The organism is Mycobacterium sp. MMS18-G62 (genome assembly GCF_053877835.1).
Genome location: NZ_CM132662.1, coordinates 687,094 through 700,229, shown reverse-complemented (window position 1 = coordinate 700,229; position 13,136 = coordinate 687,094). Strand labels below are relative to the sequence as shown.

12 protein-coding genes and 1 pseudogene are annotated in these 13,136 nt (G+C 62.6%); all 13 read right to left on the bottom strand.

Annotated features, from left to right (window positions below):
• Positions 1-12: 12 nt before the first annotated feature.
• The 13 genes and pseudogenes from ACWW36_RS03420 to ACWW36_RS03360 all read right to left on the bottom strand — a co-directional run bounded on the left by ACWW36_RS03420 (position 13) and on the right by ACWW36_RS03360 (position 12,963).
• Positions 13-1,029, bottom strand: coding sequence for a cyclase family protein (locus ACWW36_RS03420; RefSeq protein ID WP_456140204.1), 1,017 nt, complete (start codon positions 1,027-1,029; stop codon positions 13-15).
• Positions 1,022-1,852 (bottom strand): carboxymuconolactone decarboxylase family protein, encoded by an 831-nt coding sequence (locus ACWW36_RS03415; protein WP_456140203.1) that lies wholly within the window; start codon positions 1,850-1,852, stop codon positions 1,022-1,024. Before ACWW36_RS03415 ends, ACWW36_RS03420 begins: the two co-directional genes overlap by 8 nt.
• 40 nt (positions 1,853-1,892) lie before the next feature.
• A complete protein-coding gene (locus ACWW36_RS03410; RefSeq protein ID WP_456140202.1) occupies positions 1,893-2,693 on the bottom strand; it encodes a mycofactocin-coupled SDR family oxidoreductase in 801 nt (266 codons plus the stop codon).
• Between the two features lie 118 nt (positions 2,694-2,811).
• A complete protein-coding gene (locus ACWW36_RS03405) occupies positions 2,812-3,594 on the bottom strand; it encodes an SDR family NAD(P)-dependent oxidoreductase (RefSeq protein ID WP_456140201.1) in 783 nt (260 codons plus the stop codon).
• Positions 3,595-3,613: 19 nt separating this feature from the next.
• Positions 3,614-4,948, bottom strand: a complete 1,335-nt coding sequence (locus ACWW36_RS03400; RefSeq protein WP_456140200.1) for a sulfotransferase family protein — start codon at positions 4,946-4,948, stop codon at positions 3,614-3,616.
• Positions 4,873-6,117, bottom strand: a complete 1,245-nt coding sequence (locus tag ACWW36_RS03395) for an alkyl sulfatase dimerization domain-containing protein (protein ID WP_456140199.1) — start codon at positions 6,115-6,117, stop codon at positions 4,873-4,875. The genes ACWW36_RS03400 and ACWW36_RS03395 overlap by 76 nt, the downstream gene beginning before the upstream one ends.
• A gap of 49 nt (positions 6,118-6,166) precedes the next feature.
• Complete coding sequence (locus tag ACWW36_RS03390; RefSeq protein ID WP_456140198.1) at positions 6,167-6,700, bottom strand: hypothetical protein; 534 nt, start codon at positions 6,698-6,700, stop codon at positions 6,167-6,169.
• A 547-nt stretch (positions 6,701-7,247) separates the two neighbouring features.
• The gene (locus tag ACWW36_RS03385) at positions 7,248-8,159 is read right to left on the bottom strand and encodes an SDR family NAD(P)-dependent oxidoreductase (RefSeq protein WP_456140197.1); all 912 of its coding nucleotides are present in this window, start codon (positions 8,157-8,159) and stop codon (positions 7,248-7,250) included.
• Between the two features lie 10 nt (positions 8,160-8,169).
• Positions 8,170-8,334, bottom strand: a pseudogene (locus ACWW36_RS03380) (acetyl-CoA hydrolase/transferase C-terminal domain-containing protein); the annotation flags it as partial.
• 254 nt (positions 8,335-8,588) lie between these two features.
• Positions 8,589-9,785: an acyl-CoA dehydrogenase family protein gene (locus tag ACWW36_RS03375; protein ID WP_456140196.1), complete on the bottom strand. Its 1,197-nt coding sequence runs from the start codon at positions 9,783-9,785 to the stop codon at positions 8,589-8,591.
• A gap of 256 nt (positions 9,786-10,041) precedes the next feature.
• On the bottom strand, positions 10,042-10,809 hold the full coding sequence (locus ACWW36_RS03370; protein WP_456140195.1) for an enoyl-CoA hydratase/isomerase family protein: 768 nt from the start codon (positions 10,807-10,809) through the stop codon (positions 10,042-10,044).
• 1 nt (position 10,810) lies between these two features.
• A complete protein-coding gene (locus ACWW36_RS03365) occupies positions 10,811-12,082 on the bottom strand; it encodes an acetyl-CoA hydrolase/transferase family protein (RefSeq protein ID WP_456140194.1) in 1,272 nt (423 codons plus the stop codon).
• Positions 12,079-12,963 carry an HpcH/HpaI aldolase/citrate lyase family protein gene (locus ACWW36_RS03360; RefSeq protein ID WP_456140193.1) on the bottom strand — a complete coding sequence of 295 codons (885 nt, stop codon included), beginning with the start codon at positions 12,961-12,963 and terminating at the stop codon, positions 12,079-12,081. The genes ACWW36_RS03365 and ACWW36_RS03360 overlap by 4 nt, the downstream gene beginning before the upstream one ends.
• Between the last annotated feature and the right edge of the window lie 173 nt (positions 12,964-13,136).

The window sequence follows — 13,136 nt, the reverse complement described above, 5'->3', positions numbered from 1 at the left end:
GCCAACTGAAGTTCAGACTGTGGCGATCGGTGTGAGTGGCGACCCGACGGCGCCAGGTAAACGCAGCGGCGGCGCGGTTAAAAGGAAGCTGGAACGCCCGTGCGTGCGTAGCCAATCAGCGAGTTCGCGAAAGTACCAAAGCTCGCCCAAACTGGCTCCCAATTTAAATATGCAGTGCTCGTGAAGGGGAATTGCCGGGTAGCTGTCGGCCTCCGTCTGGCGGGCGGGATAAGCCTCTACGGCAAAGTTGTCGGCGCAGATGGCGACGATTTCGCTGCTGGTGATCCAGTTCAACAGGTCTTTATCACGCCCGTCGAGCACGGCACACGAACGTGACAAAACTTCACGGTCCGGCCTTTTCTGCATTTCCAGCAACACGTCGGCGAATCCGGTATAAAGACAAAGGAAGTCGCCTGGCCCGACTGATGCTCCCTGCCGCTCCATTGCCGTCATCAGCGCGTCGAAACCAACCTGCGCACGCTCACGACCGTAAATTTGATGAAGGTCGACGAGCACGCCCCGCCCCTGAACGCCGGCCGTTGCCATGTTCTCGATTCCAAGCCGGTGCGCGCCAAGATCATTCGTCGCGTCGTCAGGCCCGACTACATCGACACCCGCGCGATAGCCGTTGTAATAGACTTTTTCCGCCCCGGTTCCATTGGTATCGAAAATCTGCCCAAGGTGTCCCAGACCATCCCACTGCGTGGAGTATTGAAGGTACATTGTAACGGCGTCGTCGGACACAACGTCGGTGTAGCAAGAGCACTGCTGGGACATTTCATAATTGAAGTTATGCCCCGTTCCGCGCTTCTCGTAGTGGAAGACGGGTCCCTTTCGGTAAGGTGCCAGGACGTTGCCACCGGGATAATCGAGCGGCAAACTCAGGCAAAACGCCAAACCATGCTCCACCTCTTTAATCGCCTTTAAGCGTCTTTCAGGCGTGAGCAAGTTCATGCGACCGATCTGGTCGTCCGGACCGAAGTCGCCCCAGTTCGATCCTTCCGGGCGCTGCGTCCATCGATCAGACATTCCCCTCTCCCTTCGGCCCTACTGATGCCTCGTCTTTGATTCGTTCGTGCATTTCGTCGACCGATTGCTGCATGTACTGTGCCTTGGGCCATCCGGAGTGGGCGGCGAAGTGCAGGACCATCTCGCGCATTTCGTCGTAGGTGATGTCGCCCGATTTCATCGCGGAGTAGACGTGGGACTGGATCGGGGTGATGGTGTCATCGAGGCCCACTGCCGCCAGGGTTATCCATCGGCGGTCGCGTCGGTTCAGGCCGGGGCGTTTCCACATTTCACCGAAGACGAAGTTGAGGATGCCGTTGTCGTAGTAGGGAACGTCGCGGGGTGGTGCCGGACAACAGTTGACGTCGCGAAATTCCTTCTCGCCGCCTTGTTTGCGCAGTTCCTGGTCGGCAGGTGCGGCGCTGAGGGGCTGCGGGCAGCGGCGTGGTGCCAGGGTGGCGCCCTCGTCGGCGAGCCGGGTCAGTTGCTGGTCGAGAATCGACTCGGTGGTCTGTGCTTTGGGCCAGCCGCAGTACACAGCGAAGTGCAGGATGAACTCGTCGAGTTCGTCGAGGGTGAACTGGCCTGTCTTCAGCGCCGCGTAGAAGTGGTCGGACACACTGGTGTGGGCGTCGGCCCCGGCGGCGCAGGTCAACGCGATCAGGCGGCGGTCGCGAAGCTGAAGGCCAGGACGCGACCAGATTTCGGCGAAGACGAAGTCGATCAACGTGGCTGCCCGTGCAGTGGCGGGTTCAACCGGCTCGACAGCCATGATCTCGCGGTAAAGCGCCAACCCTTGTCGACGTCGCTGCTCCGCGTGCACGGTTAGCGTGGTGACGCTCATGCTTTCCACGCGTCTTTTGGTTCGGAGTATTCGGGTGCTTTCATCGAATCGTCACGCCTGCATCGACTTTGAGTTGGGTGCCGGTGACGAAGCGGGCTTCGTCGGAGAGCAGATAGAGCACCGCGTTACTGATGTCGACGGGTTCGACCAGGTAAACGGGCAGCGCATTGTGAAAGATCGGCGCGAGATCCTGACGCTGGTTTTCCAGCAATTCCAGCAGTTCCGGTGCGGCGATGCCAGTGGGCACGCCGGTGGGGTGCACGGTGTTCACCCGAATCGAGTGGGTAGCCAGCTCGTTGGCCAACGCCATACTCAAACCGACCACGCCATGCTTGCTTGCGGTGTAGGGGTGTTGCAGCGGAGACCCTTTGATACCTGCCGACGAACTGATGTTGACCAGGCTGCCCCCGCGTTCCAACAAGTGAGGGATCGCGGCCAGACACGTATTCCAGGTACCAATCAGATTGACGTCCAGGACCGTACGCCAGTGCTCGTCGGTCACCGTGTCCCAAGTTCCGGTCGTCAACACCCCGGCGTTGGCCACCGCTCCGTCCAGCCCACCAAGTTGTTCGACGCCGGCGCTGACAACGTCCTGCATCAACTTGCGGTCTCGAACGTCGGCCTGGGCGACGTGCACCCGCCGACCCAACGCCTGCACTTCTTTGACCGTGGTCTCCAGGTCCTCGGGCGAGCTCATCGCATAGTTGAGCCCGTCGATAGGTGCGCAGATGTCGACGAGGATGAGGTCGGCACCCTCCTCAGCCAGCCGGACGGCATGGCTGCGCCCCATTCCGCGTCCGGCTCCGGTGACAAGGACTACCTTGCCGGTCATGCGTGCCATCGAAATGCCTTTCACTAGTTGTGGATTCAGGGTCCAACGCTGCCCGAAGCGATAGATCGATGTGGTGACGTTGCCAGCGGCTGATGCAGCCGGTGTCAACGCGAGAATCGAACCGTCCTCAATAGATCTGTGCCATCATGCCGCCGTCGAGCGTGATGGTGTCTCCGGTGTGGTAACGCGCGCGGTCGCTGGCGAGATACACGACGATTCCTTCGAGGTCCTCGGGCCGGCCGATCTGCTTGATGGGGCTGCGCGCGATCGTGGCATCGACTATTGGTTGGATCGACTCATCCCCTGAGAGATCGGTGGGGATAAATCCTGGACAGATCACGTTTACCCGCACGTTGTAGGCGCCGAGCTCCACAGCGAGCGTCTTAGCCAACGAATTCAGGCCCCCCTTGGCGGTGGCGTAGTGGGAAAGGCCTGGCACCCCAGCGAATACCGACAAACTGCCGTTGATAATGATCGAGCCACCGTCGTCGCCGAGGGCAGCTCGCGCTTTCATGTGCCTGGCGGCCTCACGGACGGTGTAGAACGCACCGTGCAGATTTGTGGCCAGCAGACCGTGCCAGTCGGCGCTGGTGAGCTGATCGATCGGTGCGATGCCTGCTGTGCCGGCGTTGACGATGACGCAGTCGACTCGGCCCAATTCGCCCACCGCGGCGGCAAACCCATCGGTCACCGCTCGCTCATCCGAGACGTCGACGGAACGATGCGCGATGCGCGTGCCATACGCACCCAGCGCGGCGGCGGCTTTCGCGTTCGAATCGTCGCGCCGGCCCCAGATGACGATATCGGCGCCCGCTCGCGCCAAGCCGCTGGCCATCGCGAAGCCGAGTCCCGAGTTCGCTCCCGTGACCAGCGCCACCTTGCCGCCCAGATCGAAAAGATTCTCAGCCATTGCATTCTCCCTGGATGTGTTACTGGACTTCGACACGAACCTTCGGGAACCGGTCGAAATAGAAGGCGAAACGTTCACGGATGGCATCGGGATCGAGTCCGAAGTCCCCCCGAAGGTCGTATTCCAGCTGGCCATGTTTGCCACGCTTGTTGTTCGTCATCGCCGTTTCCAACCCAGCACGAGTTGTGTCGTCGAACGGGAGATCTGCTGCCTGGTAAATCGCTTTCAGCTCGCCCATAGGGTCGGCCATCAGTTCGTCGAAATAGAGGTCGTAGGACCGTGCGGGGTCCAGCGCATCGCGGTCGCGAACGCAGGCCCGAAGTAGGCGCTCGTATCGATCAATCCAATATTCCGCGAACTGCTCCCTGTCGACGGACTTTCGCAGCAGTCGCGCCGCGTAAGCAGTCCCGGTGATCGCTGATTGGATCGAGGCGACGGGGTCACGGTGGGTGATCACCGTGAACGCGCCAGTCAGAACGGCATTCACCTCGGTCAACTGTTCCATGTGTTGAGGACACTTCGTGACCCAGCGATTTGGTCCCTGCTGCCAAGTCAACGCCTGCATCGCGCGGTGCATGTACCGCAGCCACGGTGTGCGGTCGGTCGAGAATTGGAAGTCACGCCAACGCGGAACGTGTGCCGTCCATTCGATGTAGTACCCGCCGAAATCCATCCCTTGCAACTCAATGTCTTCGGTGATGTGGTCGGGTGCGAATTCATGAATCAACTTGGTAAAGGGCAAGAGGGAATCGGACTGCGCCCAATCTTGTTCGGCCAGTTCGTATCGGGTGTCCTTGCCGTCGACGATGTAGGGCTCTGCGACGGGACGCACACCCTCCCAGTGCGGCAACGAGCGCAGCCGCGGATCGCCGGCCATGAGCGCCAACGTGTAGGTCGTACCTGAGCGCGGCAGACCTGCAATGATCAGCGGCCGGTCGATGTCAACTGACTCGATTTCCGGATGCCGTTGGATCAGATCCTCCAGATACAGGCGTTGCGTTGCATAATTAACGGCCTGCCCGAAGATCGCGGCCCGCCCAACAGCGGACAGACCGTCATCCTGAGCGCAGCACTCGAGCCACAGGGCAAGGCGCGGCCGAAAGCTGTTGTCTCCGAAATTGGTAAGACCGGTGGCAGCGCATGCGGCGTTTAGCACTGCGTCTGCCTCGAGTTGCAAGGGAAATTGTTCGGCAAGAGCGAGGGCTTGCTTCTGTACATCGGTCAGAACCGGATTGGCCAGATCTGTGATACGCACCTTTTGTGCCGACATCGGTTGTATCAACTTTCTTCTCGGTCGGGCATTCCCATTGCCTGAAGCGCTGCCCGTGTAGCGATCATTCGGCCTTCGAGCCAACCGAGTAGGTCGAAGACCTTTCCCTCTGTGCGGTCGGCAAGTTCGTCATAGATCGCCAGCTCAGTCTCGCGTACGAGGCGATTGTGCGGATCTGCCTCCACCGCCATTTCGATGAAATGAAGCGCCCGTTCGGCATCGTTCGTGTCCAGATGCAGGCGTGCCCGCTCGGCGAGCTTTGCTGCGCCGCCGGCCATCTCCGCCACTTCCGGCCACACGGCGCTGGCCGGAGTCGAATACAACTCGCTGGTGTAGTCCTGACGAAACCAGCCCGTGTATTCCTCCCACACAGTGCGCGCGATCCAGTGCGGTGGGCATCGACCGTCGCGCGGGCTCAGATGAGTGGGCAAGTCAAGGGTCGCCATGATCACCGATAGGGGCTGGGCCCCGTTCATGCCACGTACCACATGGTCGTGTATGAACTGAACCGTCTCGCGTATGGCGCCGAGATCGGCGGCGATGCGGTGCTTGCCCGCTATTGGTTGCTCGTGGCCCGTGATCAGTAAATCGGGTTCAAGCGCCAACAGCCGCTCGCAGTCCGCCAACCAGCCGGGAACCGACCGATCACGGTCGCCGCGCGCAGTGTAGAAATTGGGAAGTGCGCCGTGGATAGCGCCGGCCCAGTTGCCCGTGAACAGAATCTTCTCTGCTGGCAGCCATACAGCCAGCGCGTCGAGAGTCTCTCCTGAAGGCACGCTTAACAGCCGGTAGTTGCGGCCGGAGGTGGTGAATTCCAGTGTGTCGGCAAAAGTTCTCAGCGGCACAGGATCTGGGGTGTCGAACCAGTTGTGATTCGGTGTGCCGGGAGGAATCATCGCCGCAAGTACATTTGCGTTGCGTCGGCCAAAGAAAGCGCCGAGCATCCTTCTTTCTGCACAGATTTGAGCGAACATCCGCTGCCCGATCAACTCTGTGCCAGTTTCAGCAAACACCTGCCAGCCACCGATATGATCAGGATGGCTTTGCGTGAAGACTATCTGTGAAGGCCTGAGCGATCGGCCGAGCAGATTCTCGAACTTTTCCCGCACGCGAGGCGCTTGCTGGGCAGTGCCGGTGTTGATGATTACATCGCCGTCGTTCCCGGCTACGACGTACGCGTTCGACGTCGCATGGACCACGGCAATATTGCTGTCGACCCACTCAGCCGGACGGTCGGGGTCCCAATGGATCATCGGCAGCACGATATGGTCGAGCGTCTTGAAGCGAGTGATGTTCTCTACCTCACGGATTCGTCGTATAACTCGGGATCATTGCGGCCATCTGCGCTTCGAGCTCAGGGCCGAACCAAACGTGTTCGACGTACATACCAATCGAGTCGCGCTCATCGGTGTAGACCACGCGGGCTCCGGGGCCCAGGTCGCCGGTGTAGACAATCGGCTGGTGCGTGCCGAGAGCGGCGAGATGGGAATCCCAATCGGAGAGATCCCCGTCGACCTTCACGCAAATGTGGTGGAAAACGTTGGCGTGGTTGCCATCTCTGGGTAGTTCGTCGCGGTATATCCGGTTGACACCGTCACCGATGGGCTCGATCAGCTCGAACTGAATGTTGTCCACATTGGCCAATGCGAGCCGCAAGTGCATTTCGCCCTTCTCGCCGAACACGTCGGCCGGGAACTTCTGTTCCATCACGAGAAACTCCGGGACCTTATAGATTTCCCGGAACTGCTCCAGGCTTTTGTCAAGATTTGTTGTCGCCCATGCCAACTGCATGACGTTCCCTAGCGGATACCCCGGTACGGCCACTGCGTCGCTCACCGGGTACCACCGCGCTTAGAAGTCGCGATGCGTAGCGCTGGTGAAGACAGTGGCCACGCGACGTGGAGGTCGACTTCGCTCTCGTCACCCAGCAGCGCCTTCGTAGTGAGTCCGCAGGCGATTTTCAAATCAACCATGGAAGTGAATACTTCTCCTACAAGGGCAGTCGAGTGGTCGGTGAACCGCTGACTATGAGGGTGTTTCGCCGAATCGGGGAGGGGCCAGGAGCAGACCATGGGCCAGCCGTGATGTGAAGCACCGCAACGCACGGCAGGCGGGGCCCCACGCTCCAACAAGGTATTCAAAACAGATAACTATTTAGTTGTTAATGGCATCGTGGCTGCCACTGCGGGCTTTGTCAAGTATTCTGGCCAACTCTGCGAGCGATACAGCGGCCGGCGAACCCGAGAGCGACGAACGCAGACGAGTGAGAATCTAATGACTCCGGCTGGGTGGGGGAGTGCCGACGATCGATTGCACGGGCCTGCCATCAATTCGAAGTCTTGAGCCGAACGTAGGCCAGCCTGGGTTGTTCGCGGACGAAGGATCAGGTCGTCGGCAGCGGCCCCGCCAGTCCGCGCGGTGACGTGCCATATAGCCAACTGACGGCCTGACCGGTCTCCGAAAAGGTGAGCGATACACCGTCTTTGGCGTGATAGCAGCCGAGGGACTCGGTAAAACCCTCGATCCGACTGAGCTTGTGATCTGCGATGCGCAGGATTTGACCGGTCAGCCAGAAGGATTCCGCGGATTGCAGCCACGCCACCACCTCTGACGTGCGCGCCGGGCCCAGCGCGGGATCGTTGGCCCTTTCTGCGTTGAAGAAGTCTTCGTCGATGCGGGTCGCAGCCAGCGGGGCGATGGCGTTGACCGCTACGCCGTAGGCACGTGTTTCCATCGCCGTGACGACGGTGAGGTTCGCGACGGCGGCGTTGGCGGCACTGTAGGCGATCTGGCTGGCATTGCCCCATAGGCCGGCGTCGGAGACCGTGTTGACGATTCGGGCGTCAATCGGGTTGCCCGCCTTGGCTTGCGCGCGCCAGTACTCACATGCGTGTTTGGTGACGGCGAAGGTGCCCTTGAGATGTAGTGCGAGCACCGCGTCCCAATCGTCCTCGGTCGCGTTGGCCAGCATCGCATCTTGGACAATGCCTGCATTGTTCACCACGCCGGTCAGGGTGCCGAAGGTGGAAACGGCCGTGGTGATCATGTCGGCGACGTCCCTCCAGGAGGCCACCGACCCGGTGTGCGAAATCGCCTTGCCGCCGGCGGCTTCGATTTCAGCGACGACCTCGACGGCGGGACCAGCATCACCCGCGCGGCCGTCGGGGCAGACGACTGGGTCGTTGACGACAACGGCAGCGCCATGAGCGGCCAGTGCGAGGCAGAGGCCGCGTCCGACGCCATGGCCGCCACCGGTGACCAGGACGACGCGCCCAGATAGTGCTCCTGCAGCCACGTGTGCTCCTTCAGCCGAACAGTGCGGCGATGAGTCGCCTGCGCTGGTTCCAGTCCGCGCCGCGCAGGTCGGCGTGGCCTGATTCGGTGACGATGAGGTCGATGTCGTATGCGGGTGTGGATGCCGGTCTGCTCAACTGCTCGACGAACGGTGAGCGGCCGTTCGTCGTGGATGGGCCCCAGCCCGGCATGATTGCCACGACTTCAGCGAAGGCGTCCGCCTCGAGTCCTTGTAGGGGCGCGGGCACCCAGCCGACGACAAGTCGGATCCCACCGATCCGGCGAGCCACCGCGCTGAGCGTGGCACACACCGATGCGCCGTCGTCGAGACACCGCGGTGCGCCGACGCCGTCGCCGAGCGCGACGGTCATGCCTGGGCGCAGGTGGTTCTGGAGCGCGGTTGAGAATTCCGTCTGCTCTGGATAGACAGTCATCGCGGCTCTTTGGGAAGACCCAATATCCGCTCGCCGAGGATATTGCGCTGGATTTCGCTGGTTCCGCCGAGGATCGTTTGCGCGCGTCCAACCATCATGGCGCGGACCAGCTCAGCCTCGTCTGAGTGGTGAGAGGGGTCGATGCAGACGTCGGTGCCCAGCACTTCTGTGGCGAGGTCACCGAGGTCGCGATCGGTCTCGGAGGTCATCAGTTTGAGAACCGAGAAGGCCGACGAGGACGTGTCCCCTTCCTCGATCGCGCGCTGCCACGTGAACCGCAACAGCCACATTCGCGCCCACAGCTTCGTAATCGATTGAGCCAGTACAGGATCCAGGAGGTCGCGGTCGCGGGCCGCCTGCACCATCCGATCGAGCAGCTTGAACATTCCCACGGCCTGCGACCCCAGCGTCAGCCGCTCCCGGCCGAGCGTGACAAGGGCGATGGTCCACCCTTGGCCCGCGTCGCCGATCAACTGATCGTCAGTCAACTCGACACTGTCGAAGAAGACCTCGTTGAACTTGCTTTCACCGTCCATCTGCTGAAGCGGCCGTACCGAGACACCGGCGGAATCCATCGGCACGATGAACATGCTCAACCCGCGGTGCGGATCAGGTCCGGTGCGGGCGAGCAGCAGACCGAAATGCGCCGAGTTCGCGCCCGAACTCCAGACCTTCTGTCCATCTATGCGCCATCCCGACGCGGTCTTCTCTGCTTTGGTTCGGATGCCGGCCAGGTCAGACCCCGCACCCGGCTCAGAGAACAGCTGCGTCCAAACATGATCGCCAAGTCGGATGGGTTCGAGGTGGCGTGATCGCTGTTGCTCGGAGCCGAATCTGATCAGGACGGGTCCGACCAGGTCGATGGCGGTGATCGCAAGCTGGCGAGGCACCCCGGCGCGAGCGCACTCTTCGGCGAACAGCGCCTGATAGGCAACCGACGCGTCAGCACCGCCGAATTCGACCGGCCAGTGCAGGCACACGTAGCCGTGCCGGGCCAGGTACTTGTGCCAGGCACGGCCTGGCTCAATGTCGTCGGCGGTCGGCGTGGGGCCGTAGTTCCTAAGTCCCGGCGGTTTCGGTGCGCTCTCCAGGAAAGAACGAAACTGCGACCGGAGTGCCGCGACGTCCTCATTCGTCCCGTGAGCCCTCGGAACGTCAGGTGACGTCGTCGAGTTACGTGTTGTATTCGCCAAGAAGCTATTCCGTCGCGTTGAAAGTGACCGGCTCAGATGTGTGCCGTGCACCTAGGCCGATACAATACCGATAAACAGTTAGTGCTTTCAGGAGTTAACCACCCGGATCGGCGCTTAGGCAAGCCGACCATCGGGTGCGGATCCAGTCTGGTCCGCTCTCTCCGATGTCCACTGTGCACTCGCGGGCGGCGTCGATGCCAAGGCCGAATATGTGTTCATGCCGACTGTTTGGCGGGCTGATGTCGCCGGGGGCAAGCTACTTCCCCGACCACTCCGGCTTGCGCTTCTGCGCGAACGCCAGTGGGCCCTCCTGCGCGTCGTCGCTGTTGTAAGTCAATTCGTGGGCCGCGCGCGCGGCCTGTAGCGCCGCGTTACGCCCCATCTCGGTTGCCAACATCACCGTTTCGCGGCCCGCCTTGACCGAAAGCGGCGCGCCTTCGAGCACTTCGGCGGCGAGAGCGATCGCGGTGTCCATCAGCGCCGCGGGCTCGGCCAGTCGGTTGACCAAGCCGATCTCGTAAGCGCGTTGCGCGGTGATCGGCTTGCCGGTGAGGATGATCTCCATCATGATCCGCTGCGGGATCATGTGGATCAGCGGCGCCGCCCACGGCGATCCGCGACCGACCTTCACCTCGGTGATGGCGAACTTGGCGGCGGTGCTGGCGACGCACAAGTCGCATGCTTGCGCGATCATCCAGCCGCCGGCGAAGGCGACGCCGTTGACTGCGGCGATCGTCGGCTTGGTCAGCTCAATATTGTCGTAGGGCAGCGGGAACATATCGCGCGGCGGTACGCGCATCTGCGTCTCGACCATCTCCTTGAGGTCGCCGCCGGCGCAGAATGCCTTCTCGCCGCTGCCGGTGAGGATGGCGATGCGTGCGTTGTCGTCCGCCTCGAACCGCGTCCAGGCAGCGCGCAACCCGGTGCGCACTTCGCGGCTGAGCGCATTGCGCGTGTCGGGGCGGTCGATGGTCAGCACGGCGATGCCGTCGGGTCGGCTGTCGTAACGGACGGCGTCGGTCATGTCAGAAGCCCCTCTGTGAGATCGCATGGGCCTCGCGGTCGAGCGCCTCGCGGAAGTCGGGATGGGCGATCGCGACCAGACGCCGGGCGCGTTCGGCCATTGTCTGCCCCTTGAGCTCGGCCGCGCCGTATTCGGTGACGATCACGTCGACCTCGCTGCGCGCGGTGGTCGCCGGACCCGAGAGCCTCGGCACGATCTTGCTCACGCTGCCGCCTTTGGCGGTCGAGCCCAGAACTATCAGCGAGGCACCGCCCGGTGAGCGCGCGCCGGCGCGAACGAAATCGACCTGGCCGCCGGTGCCGCCCAGGTAAGCCGCGCCCGACTGCTCGGCATTGACCTGTCCGGTGAGATCGATCTCGAGCGCGGAGTTGATCGTCACCAGCCGCGACAGTCGCGACAACACGACGGCATCATGCGTGTAGCTGGTCGGCGCCATACGGATCTCGGGGTTGCGGTTCGCCCAGTCGTACAGTCGCCGGGTGCCGATCAGCGCGCCATTGATCGAGATGCCCGGATCGATCTCCTTGCGGGCATTGGTCAGCACGCCGGCTTCGGCCAGGTCGACCAGCCCGTCGCCGAGCATCCCTGAGTGAACGCCAAGGTCGCGGCGGTCGTGCAGTTGGCGCAGGATCGCGTCGGGCACCGCGCCGATGCCGATCTGGAGCACTGAACCGTCGCCGATATAGGGGGCGCAAAGCCTGGCGATCGCCTCGTCGGTCGCGCCGATCTTCGCCGCCGCGACTTCGACGGGTGCGCGGGACACCATGACGGCAACGTCGATCGCGTCGCCCGGCACCATCTCGCCAGCGACGAACGGCACCGCCTCGTTGACTTCGGCGATGACCACGCGCGCCTTATCGACCGCCGCGCGGACATGATCGCTGATCAGGCCGCAGCTGTGATTGCCCTCGGCGTCGGCCGGGCTGACCTGGATCATCGCGACATCGCAGCCGATCACGCCAGCGGTGATCAGCGGCCCGACCTGGCTGATGTGGACGGGGATGACATCAAGCGCGTGTGCCTTGGCCATCGTCCGCAGCACGCCGATCGCGCCCACGCTCGAGAGGCGAAACGCGCTGGCTGTGTCCGGCTGGAACAGGCCGGAAAAACTAGTGGCGATGAACGCAGACAGGCCTCCGATGTCGGCCCCCTGCGCGATCAGCGCCTCGACCAGCGTGGTCGGCTCGCCGCAGGCCTGGCCGAAGACGATTCGGTCGCCGCGCTTGAGATAAGCCGAGAGGTCGAGCGCCTCGCCCGTGATGTAGGTAGTCACTCGCCGGCCTGTCGCAGCACCGTCTCTGCGCGCGCGAGGTAAGGCCGGGCGAGCATGCCGCCTTTCCAGCCGATCGCGCCGACGCCGGGGTTCGCGGCGAACACCGCAACGATCTCGCGGGCCTCGGCAATCTCCTCGGGGCTAGGCATGAAGGCGGCATTGATCACATCGATCTGCGCCGGGTGGACCGCCAGCATGCCGCGATAACCGTCGCGCCGCACCTTTTCGGCACGGTCACGCAGCGCGTCGAGGTCCTTGAAGTCGGCGCTGGTCGTTTCGATCGGCGCAACCCCGGCGGTCGCTGCGCCGAGCAGGCACATCGACCGCGCCAGCTCATAAGTGAACGAGTATGACCCGTCGGGATTGCGGTTCGACGTCGCGCCGATCGAGTCGGCAAGGTCCTCGGCGCCCCAAGTCAGCGCGACGACGCGTGGTGCACCCTTGTAATCGCCGCAGTGGAACATGCCTTCGGCAGTCTCGGTCACCAGCACGATCACCGGTGTCGAACCTTCGGTGACGCCATTGGTGACTTCGAGCGCGGACAGGTAGTGGTTCATCACCTCAATGTCCTGTCGGCCATAGACTTTGGGCAGCATGATCCCGCCCGGGTTCGCGGGCATGACCGCCGCCAGATCGACCAGCGTGTCCGGCCCGTCGAGCGGGTTGACCCGTACCCATAGGCGGTGGCGCTCATCGGGGTTGGCGTGAATGAAGTCGTGCACCAGTGACCGCGCCGCCGCCCTGGACGCGGGCGCAACCGAGTCCTCCAGGTCGATCACGACGATGTCGGCTGCGCTCGCGGCCGCCTTGGCCATCTTCTTCTCGCTGTCGCCGGGCACGAACAGCCACGAACGCATCTTGGGCAGGTCGGTGATCGGCATCGGCATCCTCATCATTTGGTTAATCGGCATAATCCGGTTCTGTCACTTCAGCTTTGACCCGTAATCCGGCTGATCGTTGGCTGGATCCGGCCCGCTCCTCAACAGCTCTTAGGCATGTCGAGCGTTCGGCGATGTCGTTGAGGATCATCCGCGGGCTAACCGGGCGATACACC

Coding starts and splice junctions, on each gene's coding strand:
- ACWW36_RS03415 (WP_456140203.1), bottom strand. CDS start 1,852: ATGAGCGTCACCACGCTAACCGTGCACGCGGAGCAGCGACGTCGACAA.
- ACWW36_RS03410 (WP_456140202.1), bottom strand. CDS start 2,693: ATGGCACGCATGACCGGCAAGGTAGTCCTTGTCACCGGAGCCGGACGC.
- ACWW36_RS03370 (WP_456140195.1), bottom strand. CDS start 10,809: ATGACCGACGCCGTCCGTTACGACAGCCGACCCGACGGCATCGCCGTG.
- ACWW36_RS03360 (WP_456140193.1), bottom strand. CDS start 12,963: ATGCCGATCACCGACCTGCCCAAGATGCGTTCGTGGCTGTTCGTGCCC.
- ACWW36_RS03420 (WP_456140204.1), bottom strand. CDS start 1,029: ATGTCTGATCGATGGACGCAGCGCCCGGAAGGATCGAACTGGGGCGAC.
- ACWW36_RS03395 (WP_456140199.1), bottom strand. CDS start 6,117: ATGATCCATTGGGACCCCGACCGTCCGGCTGAGTGGGTCGACAGCAAT.
- ACWW36_RS03405 (WP_456140201.1), bottom strand. CDS start 3,594: ATGGCTGAGAATCTTTTCGATCTGGGCGGCAAGGTGGCGCTGGTCACG.